Origin of the sequence: Methanobacterium lacus (genome assembly GCF_000191585.1) — an archaeon.
GTDB classification, from domain to species: domain Archaea; phylum Methanobacteriota; class Methanobacteria; order Methanobacteriales; family Methanobacteriaceae; genus Methanobacterium_B; species Methanobacterium_B lacus.
This window is the reverse complement of sequence record NC_015216.1, coordinates 362,348-383,920: the sequence shown is the minus strand read 5'-3', so window position 1 is coordinate 383,920 and position 21,573 is coordinate 362,348. Positions and strand designations below refer to the sequence as shown.

At 37.8% G+C, this 21,573-nt stretch carries 21 protein-coding genes; 12 read left to right on the top strand and 9 right to left on the bottom strand.

Going from position 1 to position 21,573, the window contains the following annotated elements; translation table 11 throughout:
• Positions 1 to 85: 85 nt before the first annotated feature.
• The 7 genes from METBO_RS02040 to METBO_RS02010 all read left to right on the top strand — a co-directional run bounded on the left by METBO_RS02040 (position 86) and on the right by METBO_RS02010 (position 7,587).
• A complete protein-coding gene (locus METBO_RS02040) occupies positions 86 to 604 on the top strand; it encodes a hypothetical protein (RefSeq protein ID WP_013644003.1) in 519 nt (172 codons plus the stop codon).
• Between the two features lie 75 nt (positions 605 to 679).
• Complete coding sequence (locus METBO_RS02035) at positions 680 to 1,621, top strand: hypothetical protein (RefSeq protein ID WP_013644002.1); 942 nt, start codon at positions 680 to 682, stop codon at positions 1,619 to 1,621.
• Positions 1,622 to 1,769: 148 nt separating this feature from the next.
• On the top strand, positions 1,770 to 2,213 hold the full coding sequence (locus METBO_RS02030) for a small multi-drug export protein (RefSeq protein ID WP_013644001.1): 444 nt from the start codon (positions 1,770 to 1,772) through the stop codon (positions 2,211 to 2,213).
• 286 nt (positions 2,214 to 2,499) lie between these two features.
• Positions 2,500 to 3,603: an inositol-3-phosphate synthase gene (locus METBO_RS02025; RefSeq protein WP_013644000.1), complete on the top strand. Its 1,104-nt coding sequence runs from the start codon at positions 2,500 to 2,502 to the stop codon at positions 3,601 to 3,603.
• 94 nt (positions 3,604 to 3,697) lie between these two features.
• Complete coding sequence (locus tag METBO_RS02020; RefSeq protein ID WP_013643999.1) at positions 3,698 to 5,281, top strand: hypothetical protein; 1,584 nt, start codon at positions 3,698 to 3,700, stop codon at positions 5,279 to 5,281.
• Between the two features lie 178 nt (positions 5,282 to 5,459).
• The gene (gene oadA, locus METBO_RS02015; protein ID WP_013643998.1) at positions 5,460 to 7,172 is read left to right on the top strand and encodes a sodium-extruding oxaloacetate decarboxylase subunit alpha; all 1,713 of its coding nucleotides are present in this window, start codon (positions 5,460 to 5,462) and stop codon (positions 7,170 to 7,172) included.
• Between the two features lie 37 nt (positions 7,173 to 7,209).
• Positions 7,210 to 7,587 carry a roadblock/LC7 domain-containing protein gene (locus METBO_RS02010; RefSeq protein WP_013643997.1) on the top strand — a complete coding sequence of 126 codons (378 nt, stop codon included), beginning with the start codon at positions 7,210 to 7,212 and terminating at the stop codon, positions 7,585 to 7,587.
• Positions 7,588 to 7,597: 10 nt separating this feature from the next.
• Here the strand turns inward: METBO_RS02010 and METBO_RS02005 are convergent, their stop codons facing one another.
• The 5 genes from METBO_RS02005 to METBO_RS01985 all read right to left on the bottom strand — a co-directional run bounded on the left by METBO_RS02005 (position 7,598) and on the right by METBO_RS01985 (position 11,707).
• Positions 7,598 to 8,197: a V4R domain-containing protein gene (locus METBO_RS02005; protein WP_013643996.1), complete on the bottom strand. Its 600-nt coding sequence runs from the start codon at positions 8,195 to 8,197 to the stop codon at positions 7,598 to 7,600.
• A 24-nt stretch (positions 8,198 to 8,221) separates the two neighbouring features.
• Positions 8,222 to 8,908, bottom strand: coding sequence for a 7-cyano-7-deazaguanine synthase QueC (queC, locus tag METBO_RS02000; RefSeq protein ID WP_013643995.1), 687 nt, complete (start codon positions 8,906 to 8,908; stop codon positions 8,222 to 8,224).
• A gap of 14 nt (positions 8,909 to 8,922) precedes the next feature.
• A complete protein-coding gene (larC, locus tag METBO_RS01995; RefSeq protein ID WP_013643994.1) occupies positions 8,923 to 10,131 on the bottom strand; it encodes a nickel pincer cofactor biosynthesis protein LarC in 1,209 nt (402 codons plus the stop codon).
• Positions 10,132 to 10,200: 69 nt separating this feature from the next.
• Positions 10,201 to 10,674 carry a nucleoside deaminase gene (locus METBO_RS01990; RefSeq protein WP_013643993.1) on the bottom strand — a complete coding sequence of 158 codons (474 nt, stop codon included), beginning with the start codon at positions 10,672 to 10,674 and terminating at the stop codon, positions 10,201 to 10,203.
• A 664-nt stretch (positions 10,675 to 11,338) separates the two neighbouring features.
• Positions 11,339 to 11,707, bottom strand: a complete 369-nt coding sequence (locus METBO_RS01985; protein ID WP_013643992.1) for an MJ1244 family protein — start codon at positions 11,705 to 11,707, stop codon at positions 11,339 to 11,341.
• A gap of 140 nt (positions 11,708 to 11,847) precedes the next feature.
• Between METBO_RS01985 and METBO_RS01980 the strand changes: the two genes are divergently transcribed.
• From METBO_RS01980 to METBO_RS01965, 4 genes are read left to right on the top strand one after another with little or no spacing between them, the layout of a single operon-like run.
• The gene (locus METBO_RS01980; protein WP_013643991.1) at positions 11,848 to 13,023 is read left to right on the top strand and encodes an NAD(P)/FAD-dependent oxidoreductase; all 1,176 of its coding nucleotides are present in this window, start codon (positions 11,848 to 11,850) and stop codon (positions 13,021 to 13,023) included.
• Between the two features lie 54 nt (positions 13,024 to 13,077).
• Entirely contained in the window at positions 13,078 to 14,148 is a 1,071-nt protein-coding gene (locus METBO_RS13355) for a phosphatidylglycerophosphatase A (protein ID WP_013643990.1), read from the top strand.
• Between the two features lie 11 nt (positions 14,149 to 14,159).
• Entirely contained in the window at positions 14,160 to 14,933 is a 774-nt protein-coding gene (gene cobS, locus METBO_RS01970) for an adenosylcobinamide-GDP ribazoletransferase (RefSeq protein ID WP_013643989.1), read from the top strand.
• Positions 14,934 to 14,979: 46 nt separating this feature from the next.
• Positions 14,980 to 15,534 (top strand): tRNA methyltransferase, encoded by a 555-nt coding sequence (locus METBO_RS01965; RefSeq protein WP_013643988.1) that lies wholly within the window; start codon positions 14,980 to 14,982, stop codon positions 15,532 to 15,534.
• Positions 15,535 to 15,562: 28 nt separating this feature from the next.
• Here the strand turns inward: METBO_RS01965 and METBO_RS01960 are convergent, their stop codons facing one another.
• Positions 15,563 to 16,600 carry a PQQ-dependent sugar dehydrogenase gene (locus METBO_RS01960; RefSeq protein WP_013643987.1) on the bottom strand — a complete coding sequence of 346 codons (1,038 nt, stop codon included), beginning with the start codon at positions 16,598 to 16,600 and terminating at the stop codon, positions 15,563 to 15,565.
• A 202-nt stretch (positions 16,601 to 16,802) separates the two neighbouring features.
• Here METBO_RS01960 and upp point away from each other — a divergent pair, with 202 nt between their 5' ends.
• Entirely contained in the window at positions 16,803 to 17,447 is a 645-nt protein-coding gene (gene upp / locus METBO_RS01955) for a uracil phosphoribosyltransferase (protein WP_013643986.1), read from the top strand.
• 11 nt (positions 17,448 to 17,458) lie between these two features.
• On the opposite strand, the gene METBO_RS01950 is transcribed toward upp, so the two are convergent.
• The 3 genes from METBO_RS01950 to ppsA form a co-directional block, all read right to left on the bottom strand.
• Entirely contained in the window at positions 17,459 to 17,962 is a 504-nt protein-coding gene (locus METBO_RS01950; protein WP_013643985.1) for a fumarate hydratase C-terminal domain-containing protein, read from the bottom strand.
• Between the two features lie 6 nt (positions 17,963 to 17,968).
• Positions 17,969 to 19,147 carry a tyrosine decarboxylase MfnA gene (gene mfnA, locus METBO_RS01945; RefSeq protein WP_013643984.1) on the bottom strand — a complete coding sequence of 393 codons (1,179 nt, stop codon included), beginning with the start codon at positions 19,145 to 19,147 and terminating at the stop codon, positions 17,969 to 17,971.
• 119 nt (positions 19,148 to 19,266) lie between these two features.
• On the bottom strand, positions 19,267 to 21,564 hold the full coding sequence (gene ppsA, locus METBO_RS01940) for a phosphoenolpyruvate synthase (RefSeq protein ID WP_013643983.1): 2,298 nt from the start codon (positions 21,562 to 21,564) through the stop codon (positions 19,267 to 19,269).
• Between the last annotated feature and the right edge of the window lie 9 nt (positions 21,565 to 21,573).

Genomic DNA, 21,573 nt, shown 5'->3' with positions numbered 1-21,573 from the left:
TAGTTTGTAGATGATAATAAGAAAAACATATAATTCTAGAGGTACAAAATAATAACAACAATAATTATAATGGGGGTCATAGATCGTGGAAAAAAATCAATACCTAATGCCGGTAATAATCGTTCTGGTGGTAATTATAGCGTTAATTTTAGCATTGAGTGTTTCAGGTAACAACACATTTAATACAGGGACAGTATCATTCCAATATCCCAATTCTTGGTCACAAGACAGTTTAGTTGGTAATTTCAGCAATAGTTCTATATATTCATCTGTTACTTTAACAACTAACTACGCAGATTCAAGTGGTAAAACGCAACCAGCATATATTGTGTTGCAAATGCAAGCAAAAGCAACTGGTTCATTGAACCTTCCAAGTACCAACAACATACTTTTAAACACCACAAACTCATCAGTAGCTTCAACAACTGTGAACAATATAACAGCTTCACAGGTTGGCAGTGTTGGAAATAACATAGCCAGCAAATACACCATAATAGACAAAGACAACAATTATTACTTGATAACCTACATTTGCCCTAGATTTGCACTGAACCAAACTGAACAAGCCTACAATAATTTACTGCAAACCTTGAAACTCAGTTAGAACAACTGGTTTCAAACCTTTATTTATTATTTTTTTTAGTAATTTTTTTAAAGATTTCAATACATAATTAATATCATGAAATCTGGAAAAATAAGTTCAAGTATTATCATTGTAACCATGCTTGTTTTATTTATTTCAATATCAGCTGTGGCAGCACATCAGCCCAGACTGGAAACAGGAATCAATACTTCAATGAGTAATCCCATCATCATTGAAAACCCAGAAATTTCCCAAGCTTTTTACAGCACCCTGCATGGCAGTCCTGATTACTACAAAATCAGTTCAGATGTTCCTTTCAAATTTTACCTCAATCTTCTAGTTCCCCAGAGTCCAGGAATTCAAGCAGATTTTGTTTCAGCACAAGTTCTTGACACAAACGGCAATATTCTCTTAACACTAAATGGAACTAACTCTACTTGGGAGCCCTACTTCGAAGAATTTGGTGGAGATTATTATCTCAAAGGACCTGAAGTCACTGAACAACTTCCTGCAGGAGATTACTACATAAAAATATTCAACGCAGAAAATCAGGGAAAATACAACATAGCAGTAGGAGAAACGGAATCGTTTCCTATTGATGAATCTTTAAAGGCCCTCGTTACCATACCCCTACTCAAAGAACAGTTCTTTGGAAAACCAGTTACTAACCTCTTCTTAGAATTCCTCGGATTAATATTTGCACTGGGATCAACAATGGTACTCTACTTCATGCTTATTAAAGCCCGAAAATCAGAGGAAATAACCCAGTTAACAATTAAAGTCTATTCACTGCTAAAACCAATGATGTGGATTGGAATCTTAATAACAGCAGTAGTTTGGTTCTACGTGATGTACAAGGATCCCTTTAACATTGTTGGAATAGTGAACAGCCTAATATTTGTTGTTATACTGTTGTTAAGCTGGTACAATGGTAGAAAATTCGCAACTATTCAGCTAAACAAATTACCCCTCTTCAGCATGACCCTGCTGGTAGTTCTGTGGTGGTTGTTTGTTTATGCTTCGATAGCCGTCATCTAACATCAACAAAAATATTTCCCTTCCATTTTTTTTTAAAATGAGTATACCCTCTATCAACAATTGTTTCTGTGAATCCGAAAATTTATTGTTTGAAAGATGTTAATAGTGATATGCAAGAAAAATGTGATCTAATAAAGGTGAAACTACTTTGAACATATTTGAATCAATTCTACTTGTCTTTTTGGCCAGTGTTGTGGAATTATGGCTATCAATACCACTTGGACTTGTTTTAAAACTTAATCCCATATTAATCATTGTTGCTGCAGCTGCAGGATCCATTATATCTGCCTTTTTAGTTGTGACCTTGGGAGAGGGAGTGAGAAAATGGTTCATAAAATGGAGGTATGGATCTGGTTCAATTGAACATGGCCGAATATATAAAATCTGGAATAAATATGGTATTATTGGTTTGGGATTGCTGTCACCCCTACTATTTGGAGCCCCGCTTGGAGCTGCTATAGGTGTGGGACTTGGAGCGCCTAAAAATAGATTATTGCTCTGGATGTCCGTTGGAATTGTTATATGGAGCGTCGTATTAACTTTAGTTGCATTTTATGGTTTGTTAAATTTAGAATCCTTCACAAACAATTAGTTCCCACGAAATACTTTTAAACACAACAAACCTAGGAGAAGTTTTGGATTTTTTGGGTTTATAACGTTTGAATCTAAATTAAACAATCTTCATCGAACGAAACCTTCAGAATAAGTTTATTTACCTAGAATGATTTAATTTGATTAGATCGAAACATTTAATAGTATTATAAGCAAACTTTCTTTAAAGATAATAACCGTCATGAATTTGGAAATGTATTGATTTTAGAATAAATTAACATGGCACAATTCACGTTATATTAACGATATTTTAAAAGGTGTTTTAATTGGAGAAGATAAAAGTAGCGATAGTCGGTATTGGTAATTGTGCAAGCTCACTAATCCAAGGAATTCATTATTACGAAGATAAGAATCCTGATGAAGCCATTGGGCTCATGCACTGGGACATAGGAGGTTACAAACCTTCTGACATAGAAGTTGTAGCTGCCTTTGACATTGACTGTAGAAAAGTAGGCAAAGATGTAAGCGAAGCTATTTTTGCAAAACCCAACTGTACACAAGTTTTCTGTAGTGATATCCCTGAATATGGAGTAGAAGTATCCATGGGGAAAATTTTAGATGGTGTAGCACCGCACATGGCAGACCATAAAAAGGAATTCGCATTTGTTGTTTCAGATGCAAAGGAAAATGAAAAAGACGAAGTTGTTAAGATCATAAAGGACAGTGGAGCAGAAGTTCTGCTTAACTACTTACCTGTGGGTTCTGAAGAAGCCACAAGATTTTATGCACAGTGTGCCCTGGATGCAGGAGTTGCATTCATAAACAACATGCCTGTATTCATAGTGAGTAACCCAGAATGGGCAGCTAAATTCGAAGCAAAAGGAATTCCAATTGTTGGAGACGATATTAAAGCACAGATAGGTGCAACAATCACCCACAGGACCCTAGCAAACCTGTTTCGTGATAGGGGTGTGAAGCTCGAAAGAACCTACCAACTCAACACAGGAGGTAACACAGACTTCCTTAACATGTTAAATAGAAGCAGACTTGATTCTAAGAAGGAATCAAAAACTGAAGCTGTTCAATCTGTACTAGATGAAAGGTTGGAAGATGAAAATATTCACATAGGTCCAAGTGATTACGTAACTTGGCAGAAAGATAACAAACTATGCTTCCTCAGAATGGAAGGAAAAACATTCGGTGATGTTCCAATGAATATAGAACTCCGATTGAGTGTTGAAGATTCACCAAATTCAGCAGGTTGTGTTATAGATGCCATACGATGCTGTAAACTTGCACTCGAAAGAGGTGTTGGTGGACAATTAAAATCAATCTCAGCCTACACAATGAAACATCCTCCAGAACAGTTCACCGATGATTTGGCCAAGGAGATGGTTGATGAGTTCATTGAAGGTGAAAGGGAAAGGTAAAAACCTCCCTCATCCATAATTTTTTTTAAATTTTAAATACAAACTTTTATCATAACTTTTTTTACCACTTATAATTATTAGTTGGGGCAGATCAATGAAGCAAAAAACTTATTTAAACAAACTTCAAATTATCATCCCTGCAATCGCAATATTTTTAATCACACTAATACCTACCTTGACACATAAATGGCCGCTCAGTTGGGACGTGATCTACCATGTCCTGTATGCAGAAGTGTATACTAAGTATGGTTTTGTTCTTGTCAATCCTCTCCTAGGTTCGCCAGTTGGTCTAAAAATAGCATACCCTCCACTTTTCCATTTCTTAATTGCATTCCTCGGAACTGTTTCTCATCAGGAGTACATGTTGATTGCCAGGGTGCTGCAACCGTTTCTTGCATTCTTTGTTGTGCTGTCTGTTAGTTACGTTGGAAAAAAATTCTACGGCAATCTGGCAGGAATTTCAGCTGGATTTTTAATGATCTCCAGCTACATCATCTATAGAATAATGCTCCCAGTACCTGAAAATTTAGCACTCATATTTCTACCGTTGGCTGTTTACTTCTACTACAGCTCAGTGAAGAACAGAAAGTTAAAGTACGCATTTATAGCAGGAATTTTAATGTTGATAGTAGCTGCAACCCATCAAGCAGCGCTGTTATGCCTTTTCATTGTAATAAGTTCCATGACCATTGTAGATATTCTATTTTATCGTGAACTATCTATTTTCAAGAATTACGGTGCGTTCATATCATCCATGTTAATTCTTGCGGTGGCTGTTGTAATAGCCCTTGCACTATTCAAACCAGAACTGTTTCAGAACATTCTTGATCAGGGAATCAGTGCCACCCTTGGTTACAGCACATCAATTAATTACACCATCCAGCTGAGCCCATTGAAGTATTTGCAGTATTTTGGCGTGCTGGTAACAGGTTTTGCATTGGTAGGTACCTATTTTGCCGTGAAATTAAGAAGAAGGAAGGATATTTATATATTTACATGGATAGTTTCCCTTTTGTTGCTCAGTAATGCATATTTAATAGGTATAAATGTGCTTGCACCGAGACTTCTTATTTATATTGTGATTCCATTATCAATCCTCGGAGGATTTGGTGTTAAAAATATTTACAACCGACTTAAAACTACAGAACGTTTTTCATCCGAAAAATTTAGATCAATGTTCCTCTTGGTTGTGTTTTCACTTGCAGTTGTGTTTGGAATCATGACAGCAGCTAATCCTACCATGGGTACTTTCTCAGCTAAAACTGAATTTGGATCTGTGCAAATTGCACCACCTTCAGAATCTGAAGTTGAGCTTGCAGACTGGTTTAAAGTGAACGGTAACAAAAATCAGTCCATACTGATACAAAATATTTACACGGGAATTTTCATTGCAGAGCAAACAGGAATGCCCATAAATTTCGGATTCGAATATCTTAACTCTAGCACCCCCAGATCCTTCTTTGACATCGGAAATGTTGGTTATATTGTTTATGATAAACGATTGGTGCTACCAAATGAAAATGCAAGCTTAAACGAATCAAAAGTAACTACAGAACTTTATCCCCTATTTTACTTCAATCAAAAGTATTATAATGATTTAAATTTAACTCAACCCAGTTATTTTAAGGTGGTTTATGAAAATGAGAATTTTATAGTCTGTCAAAAACAAGACAGTTGATTTAATACCAGATATCCTTTTGAACATTATTCAAATTCGAGTGTTGAAACACAAATATATTGAAAGTTTAGTGTAAGATAACATCGGTTTAAGGAATTTTATTGCCAAATATATAAGGAAGTTAGGACTATTTATATTAAGACAATTGAAGAAATCCAAGCTTATTGTGAGGGTCAAAATGAAAAAGATAAAGATCATTGAAACAGCATTTCGAGATGCGCATCAATCACTCCTTGCCACAAGGATGAGAACCCGAGATATGCTACCCATTGCCGAAAAAATGGATAGTGTGGGATTTTTCTCTCTGGAAGCATGGGGAGGTGCTACTTTTGATACTTGTATACGGTATTTGAACGAGGATCCATGGGAACGCCTTACACAGCTCAAAGAAGTGGTCACAAAAACACCACTACAGATGTTACTACGAGGACAGAACCTAGTAGGATACAAACATTACCCCGACGATGTTGTGAGAAGCTTCGTTGAAAAATCATATGAAAATGGAATTGATGTTTTCAGGATATTTGATGCTTTAAACGATATCAGAAACATGGAACTTTCAATAAAAGTTGCAAAGGAACAGGGAGCACATGTTCAAGGAACAATCAGTTACACAACAAGCCCATTCCACACCATTGAAAAATATGTGGAAATTGCCAAAGAACTTGAAGCTGTTGGCTGTGACTCAGTCACAATCAAGGACATGGCAGGACTCATAACTCCGCATGATACATTTGAACTAGTAACAACCTTGAAAGAAGAGACTGATCTCTTGATAAACCTGCACTGCCACTGTACAAGTGGAATGACACCAATGAGTTACTACGCAGCATGCCAGGCAGGAGTAGATCTTCTTGATACTGCCATATCCCCACTATCATGGGGGGCTTCCCAACCACCAACAGAAAGTGTTGTGGCAGCCCTTGAAGGAACAGGATATTCCACAGGACTGGATCTTAAAACGTTAAGCGAAATAAAGAAGTACTTCGAGGGAATAAGAAAGAAATACAGCAGTTTGATAGACCCAATTTCTGAGAAGGTCGATACAGATGTTCTTCTTTACCAGATTCCTGGAGGAATGCTTTCAAACTTCGTATCCCAACTAAAAGAACAAAATGCCCTTGACCAGTACGAAGAAGTGCTTAAAGAGGTTCCCAAAGTTCGTGCTGATCTTGGATATCCCCCACTCGTGACTCCTACAAGCCAAATCGTGGGAATACAGGCAGTTATGAATGTCCTTGGTGGCGAAAGGTATAAAAGTGTTTCAAAAGAAGTTAAAGATTATATAAAGGGCTACTACGGTAGGCCACCTTCTCCAGTTAACCCTGAAATTGCCGAACTCATCATAGGAGATGCTGAGGTTATAGACAGCAGGCCGGGGGATCTTTTAGAGTACGAACTCGAAAAATACAGGTCGGAAGGAGAAAAAATGGGCATCATAAAGAAGGACGAAGATGTTTTGACCTACGCCCTTTACCCTGCTGTGGCCCCTAAATTTTTAAGAGGAGAACTGATTGAAGAACCCCTTGAAAAACCAAGGGAAACTGAGAGTTCAGCTCCATCCTCACTTCCAACAGAGTACAATGTTGAAGTTGACGGGGAAATGTTTGATGTGAAGGTTGTTCCAACCGGTTACATGGAAATAGAATCAAGCAACAAAGCACCTAGCGGGCCTGTTGAAGGAGGAGTTCCTTCAAGCATGCAGGGAATGATACTTAAACTTAAAGTTGCAACTGGCGACAAGGTCAATGCTGGAGATATTGTTGCAGTGCTCGAAGCAATGAAAATGGAAAATGATGTCCATGCTCCGGAATCCGGTACTGTTGAAGAGATTTACATACAGGAAGGAGACACAGTTACAGCTGGACAAACCCTTATGGTAATTAAATGATAATTACCACTCTTTTTTTTATTTAAAGGTGTATTTCATGGCCAAAACTAAGAAAGAATTATTAGACGATGTTCTGGCAGGGATTTTGCAGGTTGGTCAGATTAAGGCCTGTGGAGTTGTATCCAAAGAAGGTCTTCTCATAGATTCTAGAACTCCTCCCGATGTTGATGCAAGAATATTTTCTGCACTTTGTTCAACAATAATGGGTGCTGCAGAAGCAGCTTCTGGACAATTGAACACTGGCAGTGTGGATCAAATATCCGTAAAAACAGAAAAAGGTACAATAGTACTGTTACCTGCAGGTTCCAAGGCCATATTAACTGCTTTAACTGAACCTGAAGCGCAGTTAGGCTTAATTTTGTTTGAGATGGAATCTCGAGCTTTGCAAGTGAATGAAATTTTGGATAAAATTTAATTGAAGTAGTTCATTCCAATGTTACTTCAAACTGGCAAAATGAGTAGCCATTGGTCCAGCATCTTACTTCTTTTGCAATGACATCCTTTTTTGTCATTTCTGTTAGTATTCCTGTTATCATACCTGCTTCAAAAATGCAGGTGGGTTTACCAAGGTTGGGCAAACATGCACATTCAATGCACTCATACACCCTCAGATCCAGTACAGTTTTTCCATTTATCTCATTTTCATCCACAATATCCAATATTCCAAATTTGTAATCCAAAAGGAAGGAAACCAGATCATCAAAGTCTGTGACTAATTTTTGTTTAATTAAATTCGAACCGAATTCCATGCCACCAACATAATTGGCTCCCCTAACACTTTTTGATAATATTTCTGGGGTGTTGAAATGACCCATTCGAAACGTGCTCACATATTTCTCGTCTGAGTTCACCATTGAAGCAAAAAAAGGTCTTTTAGGATTTATCATTTGGCTTAGCTCTAATTTACCATCTATTTCAGGTCTAGGACCATTTAATGCATCACCGACACATTTTTCTACTTCAATTTCATGGGCTGCAAGTTCCCTGTAATTTTTTATAGCCCTTTTAATCTTCCCATTTTCCAAACCCTTAACCCCCGCCAAATAGTATCATGAATCTTCAGAATAAACTGTTTTGTCTTCTACACCTGTATTTTTAAACGCTCTTTTACGTCTCATGCATGATTCGCACACACCACAATGGTAATTTAACCCTTTGTAACAGGAATAACTTAATTCCATAGGAGCTCCAATACTGTCACCATACTCAACAATTTCGTTCTTGTTCATGCCTATTAAAGGAGCTTCTATTTTGATAACATCAAATGAACCAACTTCCAGCACTGTGTTGAATGCTTCTAAAAATTCTTTAGAGTTATCAGGAAAAGTTACTGCCTCTTCAAGATCCCAACCTACTATTATGATGCTAGCATTCTCTGCCTCAGCAAATGAATTGGCTATTGCTGTGAAAACAACATTTCTTCCAGGTACCCACACACTCTTAGCTGTTTTTAAGGCGGATTCAATATCATCAAGTTCACTGTCTTCAGGTTCTGGAATAGATTCCTCAGATGTTAGTGCTGAATTCCCTAATTCTGCAAGCCATGGCAGTTCAATTACGGTGTGTTCTGCACCCAGTTCTTTACAAACTGCTTTTGCAGATTTAATTTCCATCTCAGCACTTTTCTGGCCGTAGTTAAAAGTTAATGCATGTATTTGGTAATCTTCTCTAAACTTCGCACTCGCAACTGTGGAATCTAGCCCACCTGAAAGTACTGTTATTGCTTTTTTCTTCATTCAAGCACCTTTTTTTAATTAATTTTAAATTCTGAGTTTCTAAATTGTTGCACTGCAATGTCTGTAACGTACTTTAATTGTCTGCCTGTGAGATAAGCTACGTGTTTTACATCTTCATATTCTGGTTTAACACTTATGACATCTTCTCCAATCATTCCAACCTTTATATCAATTTTATATGGTTTACCATCAATGATCACATTCATTGGTACGATTTTTCTCTGGGCAATGTTTCTGTGGGCGTAGGGTAAAACACGCACACCAAGCGTGCCTGTTTCTCGGATTAATTCTTCTGAAATCTGTTCTGTATCCTTTGGTTTTGCAATGACCCTTAAAAGATGGCCGGGTCTATTCTTCTTAGTGATGGTCGGTATTATGCTCACATCCCTCGCACCACTTTTCATGAGTCCTTCGAAAATATGTCCAAGCACTTCACCAGATACATCGTCAACATTGGTTTCCAAAATAGACACATTTTCATGTTCCATTTCACCAACACCTTTAATCATCCTCAAAACGTTTGGATATTCAAGTTCCATCTTCCCTGCACCGTAACCTACTGTTTTGTTGCTCAACAGCGGATAAAATTTGATGAATTCATCCACCATGTTCATGTAGAGAGCAGCTCCTGTAGGTGTTGTTAGTTCTTTGTCCACGGGCCCTCCAAATGTGGGAACAGTTTTCAGAATTTCCAGTGTTGCAGGAGCTGGTACAGCTAACTTGCCATGCATGCTGTCAATTCTGCCGCCCCCTAAAGCTACTGGCATTCCATAGACCTTGGCTTTTTTCAATTCCAATTTATGGAAAAGATATGATGCTCCAATTACATCTGCAACTGCATCTGCAGCCCCAACCTCATGGAAATGAACTTTATCCATGGTGGTTCCATGAACATGGGATTCAGCTTCTGCCATGGTTTTATAAACCTTTTTTGCAAATTCTCTTATTTCTTCTGTAATTTCAGGATGTTCTATGCCATCCAAGGTTTCAATGAGTTCTTTGTAGGTCACTGCTTGAGAATCCCTGGCTTTAACTTGCACAAAACTGGAAGAAATTCCTGCTTTAATGGTTTTGTTAATTGTTACTTCAACCTTTCCAAAAAAGGATCCGTAGTGTTCCATGACTTCCTTCAATACTTCATTGTCTACTCCAAAATCTACCAACGCCCCCACAACCATGTTTCCTGAAATACCGGAGTTCTGTGGATCTACGATTAAAGTCATTTTTTGCCCCTTTCAATAATTTATTTGGTTTTATAGTCTAATTTAGATTTCCACGATAAGGATCAAAAATTATTCATGTATCCTTTCTATTTCATCTGCCCAAAGATCAGGATTTTGGAGGATGTAACTTCCAAGCATTTCTTTGCACTCTGGAAGATCCAAATTTTTTAATTCAATACCTGATTCAATCAGACATTTTTCAGGTCCTTTCAAGTTTTCATTCTCTCCAATAACAACTCTAGATATTTTGTAGAGTATTATGGTACCGGAACACATTTCACAGGGAGATAATGTTGTGTACAACGTGGATCTTTTGTAGTCTTTGCCCTTGAGTCTGCCTGAATTTTCTATACAGTCCATCTCTGCATGGAGTATTGTAGAATTTTTTTGAAGAAGATTATTATGTCCTCGCCCCACAATTACCCCATCTTTAACTAAAATTGCACCAATTGGAATTCCACCAGATTCTAAGGATTTTTTAGCCTCTTTTAATGCTTCCATCATGAATTTATAATCATCTTCCGAGTTGTTGGTTTCAATCATGACTATTCAACCTCTGCCTGAAAAATATCTCATGCCTTTATAATCTGTTGAACGTTTATATTAAAGAAATGAACCTCGAGACATTTAGTTTTTTATTTTTTTTAGTCACGTAAACCTTTGAAGATCATTGCCATGATCGGTGAATATCCAACAAGTCATTTGTAGTAACTGTTAATTGAAATGAAATTTTGAGATGAGTTTGTAACTTTTTACCCACTGGATCGTTTTATATAGGCTGTCTGAAAACGAAAAAAGTTTATCTTAATTTTAACAACTGATCTCTAAAAATAGTTTACCCATTAATTCTAATAGAATTTGTTGGAATATTTAAAAAAAAACTGTAAAAAACAAATAGGATGTGTAAAAATTGGATTGGAGATCTATATTTCTTTTCATTGTTGTAGCAGTAATTTTCTACTACATCGTAACATACATACTGCACTGATAATTTAATTTAGAAACTTCATTGTATGAGCATTTATAAAAAAAATCTCTTCTGGAGGTTTTTTTACAAATTTTGTTATTTTTTTTTGCTAGTTTTCTTTGTTTCTTGAGATATGGAGATAAGATTATTTACCTTCAATTATGGTTTTGAGAACTAAGTCCATTAACAGTTTCTTGTTGGGTTCTTAACTATCAGTATCCCCCTGAAAATTAAGAGTATTTATTGAAGTTCGTTCTGGTTTTCATCGATTTTTTTCTTGCTACCACCGTAGCTGACTATGATTCTTCTAATTGGAACCTCTAAAATCGTGTATTTTTCTCCTTTAAGGGCTATTTCTACTGATTTGACAATACTGTCCACCAGGTCCTCATCCACCACACTACAAACCAGCACTGCATCTACAGCATAATCCCTTATTATGCCTATTGCAGATTCAGGATCCTCCTTAATTGAAAAACCTTTCCAGTCTTGAGGAGACATTCCCCTGTATTCTAAAATATAAAAACCAGTAATACCTGCATCTGTAAGGGCATTCATGGCTTTTGCAAGGTTTTCAATCTCAACAAAGACACGAAGATGTACCTTCATGCTATCACCTATACAATATTTTGTTTGACATATCTAAATAAATTATCTGTGGTACTACAAAAATCAAATTCCCCTGTAGTTATCTTCCAAAACTTTAAACAATTGAGAATCAATATTAGTATTAGAAACGTGGTGAAAAAATGGCAAATAAAGATTTAAACGGAAATTCAGGATCTTACTGGCTTAAAACATGTCCTGCAACCAATTTTCAACCTTTAAAACTAGGATTAAAAGTAGATACTGTTATTATTGGTGGAGGAATTGCAGGAATTACTGCAGGCATCCTTCTGAAGGATATGGGTTACGATGTGGCTGTACTGGAATCAGACAGGATAGTTAAAGAAGTTACAGTTGGTACCACTGCAAAAATTAGTGTGGCTCCAAACATGATTTACCATGATCTCATGGAAAAATTTGGCAAAGAAATTGCCCTGAAAATTGCAAAAGCCAATAAAAACGCCCTTAAAAAGATAGAAGAATTAGTATCAACTAAAGGCATAGATTGTGAATTTCACAAAACACCACTCTACATATACACAGAATCATCAGCAGGAATAAAAAGGCTTGAAGAAGAATATATTGCTGCGAAGGACTTGGGATTTGATGTTGAGTTGAACCACCACAATCCATTACCATTTAAAACTAGCTGCTCATTGAAATATCCTAATCAAGCCCAGTTTCATCCTAGAAAGTATCTTCTTGGCCTTGCAGAGGAAATTGAAGGGAATGGAAGTCATGTTTTTGAAAAAACTCGTGCCATCTCAGTGCATGATGGAGATGTTAAGGAAGTTGTTACAGATCAGGGTTCAATTATGGCCAGTAACGTTATTATTGCCACACACACTCCATTCTACGATCCAGATCATCTGAAGGACCATTTAAACCCCGGCAGATCATATGTTATTGGTTTGTACACTCGAAAAGAATTTCCCGATGGAATGTTCGTAGAATTCAATCCAGTTCACACCTACAGAACAACCCCAACACCCAAGGGACAGCTTGTGATAGTGGCAGGCGAGCACAGTGAAATGAACGTTGAAAGCAGACAGATCTATTACGATAAATTGGAATCCTATGCTAAAAACCATTTGGATGTGGAATCTGTCAGATACAGATGGTCCAGCCATGATAGTGTAACTGATGATGGGCTGCCAATGATTGGAATGACCTCTTTGAATGCTGTTTATGTTGCTACAGGATTCGGATTTTGGGGTATGAACAATGGAACAACTGCAGGAATGGTTATTGCAGATCTTATCCATGATAATGAAAGTTATTTGAAGGATATCTTTGATCCATTGAGGTTTAAATATTAAACACCATTATGCTAAAAAAAATTAAAATAAAAAACTTAAAACATGTGATTAAAAATGAACATCTGCATAGACAAAGTTAAGATAAAAAAAGACGAACAAACCATGTTAATTTACCGGGAAGATGGTTTTGAAGTCATGGGATCAACAACAACTGGAAATGGACATGGACATGTAAATTCAATAGTGTACCATGGCCTTGATAATCAGAAACATCCAGTTCCATACAATGATGAAGAAATAGAAGAACATGAGCGAGTGATGGAAAGAAACGAATATTTAACTACTGTTTTGGATTTTAAAGGTGTTAAAGAACCTGCTGCATCCATACTCCTTCCATTGAAGAATTTTGAATTTGAGATTTGTTCTGATACGGATTATACAATTTTAGTGTCTGCTGTTAAAGACAGTGCACTGTTTCTTAACATTTTAGTTTTCGTGGATCACGACCTGAACCCCAAAACCATGGTTAAAATGTACAAATCCATAATAGAATCAAAAATGGCAGCATTATGGGATTTAGGAGTTATAAATCATTTTTCATTCGATCCTGTGGATACTGATGATGATGAATCAATTTTAATTGCAGCCAAGGGATCCTCGGATGAGTTTAACTACAAACTGGATCATGATATCATTTCAAGAGTTCAACGTTCTGTGCGTGAAACAGTAAAAACTGCCCTTAATAAAGAAGGATTTCCAAAGGGCGTTATTGAGTTCATGAGAGATGTTGGTGTAGAAGTTGATGATCTAGTTGATGCAGGTATGCAACTGATTGTGGGTGTTGATGAAACAACAGAACTGCGTGAAAAACTTAAAGCCCAAATATATCATTCTCTAGAAGATTTAAATGTAGTATCCTTCATTATCGCAGGGATTCGTTTAGAGGAAGATTATGAAAAACACAGGGTGCGCGGAGTTGATGTGGATGATGACCCCGCATACTTGTACTCAGATGAAGTGTTTGGGATGTCTGTTGCAAATCAGATAGCTGGTACCAAGGCAATATTCAACTTTAAAAGATATGACGAAGAAAAACCTGGAATAATCAGTGAACTTGGGCCTGTTTTGGATGATATTTTTGCAGGTGTTGTTGCAGGATGTATGTCTAAAATTTTTGAGGTTTAAAGGAGATCTACATGACTGACAACAAGGTTGATGATGGAATTGGTACTAGTATCAGAGGATTTTTAGGTCTAATTTCATTTTCCACAATACTACCCCTAAATATTCACACAACCATCGAAGAAATGGCAAGCTTCACATGGGTATGGCCAATGATTGGTGCCATGATTGGTTTGGTGGTTGGTTGCTTCGGGTATGCAACCATGGATCTATTACATCTATCCCCATTCATAGCTGCTGCACTCATCTACAGTTTTTCAATATGGTTCACAGGATTCCATCATCTAGACGGACTCATAGACTTTGGTGACGGAATGATGGTTCATGGAACACCAGAAAAAAAGATCGATGTAATGAGGGACAAGAGAATAGGAACCGGTGGTATTGCCTACTTATTAATGGCAGGCCTCATAACATTTGCAGCCATTGGATCGGCACATGCCGCATTGATCTTTTACATCCTGATCATTTCTGAAATGGCAGGAAAAATGGGAATAGTGGGCTGTGCAACAGTTTCAAAGCCATTTCCAAATGGCACTGGGAAAAGTTTCATTGTTTCCATGAGCAAAACCAGATTAGTTCTGTCAGTTGTTCTAACATCAGCTGTTGGATTTTTGATCTTCAACACAACAGGCGTCATCGGAGTACTAACAGGCATGACAGCTGGATTTTTAGTGGCCATAGTTGCCCGTAAAAATTTCGTGTATGCAACTGGAGATGTTCTGGGAACTTCAAATGAAGTGGCACGTATGCTGGCTATTTTAGTAATGGTAGCTTTAACCATTTAGTAATTAAATAAGAGAAAAGGATTATACATTGTTATAGGTTGATAAAATGAAAGTTGTTGTTTTAAGACTCGACCATAGAAGGGTCAGAGATGCAAGGATTACTACCCACGTGTGTTTAACAGCACGTGCATTTGGAGCTTCAAAAGTTGTTCTGAGCGGTGATAACGATAAAAAAATTATAGGAAATGTTAGGGATGTGGTTGAGCGTTGGGGCGGTGATTTTGAAATAGATTACTGTAAAAACTGGAGCAAATACATAGATGATTGGAAATCAGACGGTGGGGAAGTGGTACATCTAACCATGTACGGCGAAGCAGTGCAGGAAATTACAGGAACCATTGCCCAATCATCCAAGGATAAATTAGTGGTTGTTGGTGGTTCCAGGGTTCCTTCTAAAGTTTACCAAGATGCAAACTGGAATGTTTCAGTAACCAACCAGCCCCATTCAGAGGTTGCAGCATTATCAATATTTTTACACACTCTCTACGATGGAAAGGAATACGATATTGATTTTGAAGGGAGTGAACTAAAGGTTGTTCCAAATCCGCATGGAAAAACTGTTTTAACCAAGGAAAGGATTATAGAAACTGAAAAAAAGTGAAATTATGTTTGTTTTTATAAGGATAGCTTCAATTGACTGTTATCCTTATTATTTTATCATCACCCAACTGCGGAACTCCCCTTCCATCTGTGTTTGATGTTGCAATGTAAAGATATCCATCATGGGAAACTACTTCCCTAATTCTTCCAAGCTGTGTGAAAAGTGCTTGTTGTCCTGTGAAACTGGAACCATTAGAAGTTAGACTTATCTGTCTAAGTTGTGAACCCCTCAATCCGGCCACGTATAACTTGTTGTTGTAAAATGCAATTCCTGATGGTGCCAGAGTGTAGTCAGTGTACACGATCATGGGGAGGATGTATCCTGGGGCGGTGTTGTTTCCTTGATACAGAGGCCAGCCATAATTTCCTCCAGAAACAAGAATATTTATCTCATCGTTATGGTTGTCCCCATGTTCAGATTCGTAAAGTGTGCCATTTGAGCTCCATGCCAAACCCTGGGGATCTCTGTGACCATAGGTGTAAACGTAGTTGTTATAGGGATTTTCAACCGGTACAGAACCATTTTTATCCATTCTAAGAACCTTTCCTGCGAGGGAGTTTAGATCCTGTGCAGAAGCATTGTTACCAGCATCACCCGTTGTGATGTAGAGGAGTCCGTCGGGCCCAAATTTTATTCTACCTCCATTGTGAATGTTGTTGGAGGGAATTTTATCCAACAATATTGTTTCATTTTTGAGGGTCCCATTAAAAACAAACCTCGAAACCCTGTTTCCATCAGATGCCGTGTAATAAACGTAGATGTAGTTATTGTTTGAGAAGTCGGGATCGACTGCCAACCCAAGGAGACCAGATTCCCCCTGGGCAGTTACAGCCATTTTCCCAACTGTTTCAGATCCCGCAGGATCGATGATCTTAACCTCACCATCCCTCTGTGTGAATATCATGGTGTTATTTGGTAAAAAATCAATGGCCCATGGAACTTGAAGGTTCTGAGCTATAACATCAGACTGAAAACCAGTTTGATTGTAGTTTTTAGGAAATACCAGTATTGCTACCACAACTAAAATGAGAACGATAATTACGGCCACCAAATACTTTTTTTCCATTACAATTGCCCCAATACTTAATTTTAATCTTGTATTAAATCAATACAATAATATTAGTTTTAACCCACTTCAAACTTTTGGAAAACAGGATCAATTGAAACCATGATAATAATTCAAATAACCATCGTTTAAACTGAAGATCTAATGTAACATTGAAAGTTTAATTGGTTCAAAATGATAAATGCTCATGAGGTGCATAGTTATGGAGATAGAGTTATTAGACCATCTACCAGTACAAGATAGAGTCACGAGGTTAAGGAGATCAGGTATCAAAGGGGCCGACTTTCGAAGGTTCATGACAGAAATAGGGATGTTTATGGGCTATGAATTTGCAAAAACACTCAAAACAAAGACAGTTAATGTTAAAACCCCACTTGCAGTAACAGAAGGAGAAATTTTTGAAGATGAATCAAATATTATCGTTATAAACGTTTTAAGGGCAGCAGTTCCCCTTGTAGATGGCATAATCAGGATATTCAATGAAGCAGAGTGCGGAATGATAGGAGCTTGGCGTGAAGAAACCGTTCCATTTAAAGTCAATGTGAACTACATCAAAGTACCAGATATAAATGGAAAAATAGTGATAGTAGCAGATCCAATGCTTGCAACAGGCCACACCCTCAAGGAAATTTTAAATGAAATAAAATCCCGGGGCACCCCCGCAAGAATTGTCCTGTTCAATATTATAGCTTCCAGGGAAGGAATTGACAACCTGCAGAAATCTCATCCAGAAATAGAGATATACACCTGTGCCATAGACAACGATGTTAACAGTGATGGTTACATAGTCCCAGGGCTGGGAGACGCTGGAGATATATCCTTTGGAAAACCCTTCCAAAAAAAATAGAATTTGAATCCCTAGTAGATGGTTTTTCCATGTGCAGAAGCAACAATGCATGGAAGTCTTGAAACTTCAAGTGCATGAATTGCTTCCATTCCCTCCTCTTCAAACGCTGCTACTTTACGATTTTTTACTTTGCTGGTTAAAAGTGCAGCTGCAGGTGGAGTGACTGCATAGATGGAATTAAATTGATTCAAAGCATCAACTGTTTTTTCTGATAGAGCGCCCTTTCCCAAATGGATCCTAACACCTTCTTGGGATAGAAATGGTATGCTTTCCTCAATTTCTTCCTTGTTACTGGTTGTTGGAGATATTCCTGCATCACTAACTGCAGTGTGCATTATGACCATTCCCTGAATATTAACTGCAGGCTGGCCATTTTTTATGGAACTGACCAATTTTGGAAGGGCAGCATCCCTACCAGTTAAAATAACTCCACTTAACTCCAACCAGTCGCCCACTACGATCTCTCGAATGTTTTTTAGGGTTATGGGTGTTCTTAATTCTACTACATCCTTCAATTTTATTCACTCCTTAGAATGTAGAGATCTCAGTTCCCTCAGATCATCTAGTAAAAGTTCAACATGTTCCTCTTTAACATGGGGCATGACTATGATCCTGATTGCACGAGGATAGGATGATATAGATACAGCCCAACCTGATCTTTCAAGACCATCTGCAATCTCATCCACAGTCATTTCATCGGATGTGAAAGCTACTATGTTCAGTTCGGGTTCTGTGACTGGATTGAACCCTGCTTCAACAACACCCCTGTGAAGTAATTCTGTTATTTCCATACATTCCTTTGAAACCTTTCTGTATCCTTCTTTACCCAAATAATTCATTAAAGCCCAGGTTGCTGCTGTTGAAGCTCCAGTTCTGGTGCCAACAATGGTAGATTGCCTGTCTTCAGTTAGGTAAGGAGTTTCAATACTTATGGATTCTAGGAAAGTTTTTTTTCTAAAAAGGATGCCACCCGTGGGTATTGGTGCCAGTCCCATCTTGTGCGGATCTATGGTAATGGAACAAACTCCAGGAAGACTAAAATCAAAATTTGGAAGGTCATAACCCATTTCATTTAAAAATGGAATTGAATAACCTCCAAAGGCTGCATCAACATGTAGATAAACTCCCCTTTTCAAACAGAGTTCAGATATTTTCTCCACAGGATCTATCTTACCAAGTTCGGTTGTTCCAGCAATTGCAACAACAGCCGCTGTATTTTCATTTATCAGTTCATCCAATGAATTTATATCCACCCTGTAATTCTCATCCAGTTCCGCTTCTAGAAGATCTAAACACAGCATATCTGCAGCCTTTTTAAAACTAAAATGGGCAGATTTAGGGACAACTATATTTACGTCTTCACAATCTGGATAGTTGTGTTTGAATGTGTTCCTGGCAGCCCTCATTGCCATTATATTGGCCTCTGTACCGCCTGTAATGATGTGTCCATAAACATCACGTTCACCCAGTAGTTCGCCTAATGAGCTTATAACCTCATCTTCCATGGCTTGCGTTCCTTTGAATAATCCAGGATCTCCTAAATTTGATTCTAAAAACATTTTAAATGCATTTAAACCTATAGGATGGGGACATGTGCACATCGATCCAAGTATCTTACCTGAACGGTGAGTCATATCCCTAGTTTTGAACTGATGTAATTCATCAAATATTTCAGTTTCTGATCTTCCCTTATCTTCCATTGTTACCCCTTGATAGATTTGGTGAGTTTATCGTACGTTGGTTGTTTTGATATTAAAATAAAAAAAATTCTAGTTAAAAAAAAATTCAAACCGTAAAAAAAAATAGAGTAGATGGGGATCTATCCCTGCATCATTTTTCTTGCTGCTTTAAGTACCAGTTTCTTTTCAACCCTTGCAACAACCTCTCTTACGGTAGCAACTGCATCGGTGTTGGCAGATACACTTGTAATTCCTAATTCAACAAGCTGTTCTACTATGTCAGGCATACTTCCGGCCTGTCCACAAATACTGGTTTTGACTCCTGCCTTGTTACACTCTTTAATAACCCTTCCAATCAATTTCATTATGGCAGGATGTCTTTCTGAGTATAATCCAGCTACATGTTCATTGTTCCTGTCAATTGCAAGTGTGTACTGTGTCAGATCGTTGGTTCCAAAACTTACAAAGTCTATTCCTTCAGCAATAAAATCTTCTATTGTTAAAGCTGCTGCTGGTGTTTCAACCATTATTCCCCATTCGATATTCTCTTGAGGTCTTAAACCAACTTCCCTTGCGATCTTCTTAGCTTCCCTCAATTCACTAGGGTGCTGTACAAGAGGCAGCATAACACCTATGTTGGTGTATCCTTCTTCATGAAGTTTTTTAACTGCTTTGAATTCTGCCCTTAAAATTTCAGGTTCATCGAGTTCTCTGCGTATTCCCCTCCAACCAAGCATAGGGTTGTGTTCATGGGGTTCGTTTTCTCCACCTTCTAGGGATTGGAATTCATCTGTAGGTGCGTCCAGTGTTCGGTACCATACAGTTTTAGGATAGAAAGCATCTGCTACTTTGAGTATGTTTTCAACCAGTGCCTTAACAAGTTCATCCTCTTTTCCATCCATGATGAATTTTTTAGGGTGCACTCCCAATGCAAGCATCATATGTTCTGTTCTGAGTAGACCCACACCGTCAGCACCTGTTTCAGATGCCTTTTGGGCGGCTTCAGGCATACTTACATTGACTTTAACCTCCGTTACAGTTAAAATTGGCTGATTTTGAACAATTGTTGCTGTTTTTGGGCCAGTTTCATCTTTAGATTCACTTGTTTTGAGTTTACCTTCGTAGACAAATCCCTTACTACCATCGAGTGTGACAATGGAATTTTCTTTGAGTATCTTACTACCTTCCCCAGTACCAACAACACAAGGTATACCAAGTTCCCTGGAAACAATTGCTGCGTGGCAGGTTACACCACCTTCATCTGTTATAATACCATCGGCTCTTTTCATAGCAGGAACCATATCTGGTGTAGTCATTACAGTGACCAGAACATCTCCTTTTTCTATTTTATCAAGCTCATCGGTGTTTTTAACAATTTTAACTGCACCAGATGCCATTCCAGGGCTTGCACCAAGTCCCTTTGTAATAATTATTCTCTCATCAGATTCTTCTGAATCAGATGATCCGTTGTTCATGTTAAGGGTTGTAACGGGTCGGGATTGTAACATGAATATTTCGCCGTTGTTAATTGCCCATTCAGTATCCTGTGGAAAATTATAATGGCCTTGTATCCTCTTTCCTAGATCTGCAAGTTTACCAATTTCTTCAAGACTTAAAACACGTTCTTCACGGAGTGTTTCTGGTACTTCCACTTGTACTGTGTGTCCAGTTTCAGGGTCCCTTTTAAACATGGTTTTTTTGTCACTCACTTTGTAATCAAGAACTTCATTCGTTTCTTTATCGTACCAGCAAGTGTCAGGAGTAACAGTTCCTGAAACAACTCCTTCACCAAGTCCCCATGCAGCTTCTATGAGAATTTTTTCCTCTCCAGTTGATGGGTGTACTGTGAACATCACTCCTGCTTTCTCAGCATTAACCATTTCCTGAACTACCACTGCTATGTAAACTTTGGAATGATCAAAATCATTCTCTTCCCTGTAAAAAATTGCACGAGATTCAAAAAGAGATGCCCAGCATTTTTGGACATATTCCACAACTTCATCACTGCCCCTTATATTAAGATAAGTATCTTGCTGTCCTGCAAATGATGCTTCTGGTAAATCTTCAGCTGTTGCAGATGATCTTATGGCTACAAAAACGTCATCTTTGCCAATTCTGTGACATAATGCATTGTATGCTTCTACCACTATGGTCCTAATTTCATCAGGCATTCTGGTTTGAACAATAATATTCTTAATTTCCACAGATGCTGCTTGAAGTTCCTTGTTGTTATTGACGTCTAGGGCATTAAGAATGTCCATTATTTCATCGAAGATTCCTGTTTCTTTAATAAATTGATCATAGGTTTTGGATGTTACAACAAAACCCGGGGGTACTGGTATTCCTGCTTGAGTTAGCTCTCCTAGGTTTGCACCCTTTCCGCCTGCAACATCTACATCTTCCTTTCTCAGTTCTTCAAAAAATTCGACATGCTTCATGCTAAACAC

Bases quoted from the DNA above. Each gene is read 5' to 3' on its own strand.
- METBO_RS02035 (WP_013644002.1), top strand. From the start codon at position 680: ATGAAATCTGGAAAAATAAGTTCAAGTATTATCATTGTAACCATGCTT.
- METBO_RS02020 (WP_013643999.1), top strand. From the start codon at position 3,698: ATGAAGCAAAAAACTTATTTAAACAAACTTCAAATTATCATCCCTGCA.
- oadA (WP_013643998.1), top strand. From the start codon at position 5,460: ATGAAAAAGATAAAGATCATTGAAACAGCATTTCGAGATGCGCATCAA.
- METBO_RS02010 (WP_013643997.1), top strand. From the start codon at position 7,210: ATGGCCAAAACTAAGAAAGAATTATTAGACGATGTTCTGGCAGGGATT.
- queC (WP_013643995.1), bottom strand. From the start codon at position 8,908: ATGAAGAAAAAAGCAATAACAGTACTTTCAGGTGGGCTAGATTCCACA.
- larC (WP_013643994.1), bottom strand. From the start codon at position 10,131: ATGACTTTAATCGTAGATCCACAGAACTCCGGTATTTCAGGAAACATG.
- METBO_RS01990 (WP_013643993.1), bottom strand. From the start codon at position 10,674: ATGATTGAAACCAACAACTCGGAAGATGATTATAAATTCATGATGGAA.
- METBO_RS01985 (WP_013643992.1), bottom strand. From the start codon at position 11,707: ATGAAGGTACATCTTCGTGTCTTTGTTGAGATTGAAAACCTTGCAAAA.
- METBO_RS01980 (WP_013643991.1), top strand. From the start codon at position 11,848: ATGGCAAATAAAGATTTAAACGGAAATTCAGGATCTTACTGGCTTAAA.
- METBO_RS13355 (WP_013643990.1), top strand. From the start codon at position 13,078: ATGAACATCTGCATAGACAAAGTTAAGATAAAAAAAGACGAACAAACC.
- cobS (WP_013643989.1), top strand. From the start codon at position 14,160: ATGACTGACAACAAGGTTGATGATGGAATTGGTACTAGTATCAGAGGA.
- METBO_RS01965 (WP_013643988.1), top strand. From the start codon at position 14,980: ATGAAAGTTGTTGTTTTAAGACTCGACCATAGAAGGGTCAGAGATGCA.
- METBO_RS01960 (WP_013643987.1), bottom strand. From the start codon at position 16,600: ATGGAAAAAAAGTATTTGGTGGCCGTAATTATCGTTCTCATTTTAGTT.
- upp (WP_013643986.1), top strand. From the start codon at position 16,803: ATGGAGATAGAGTTATTAGACCATCTACCAGTACAAGATAGAGTCACG.
- mfnA (WP_013643984.1), bottom strand. From the start codon at position 19,147: ATGGAAGATAAGGGAAGATCAGAAACTGAAATATTTGATGAATTACAT.
- ppsA (WP_013643983.1), bottom strand. From the start codon at position 21,564: ATGAAGCATGTCGAATTTTTTGAAGAACTGAGAAAGGAAGATGTAGAT.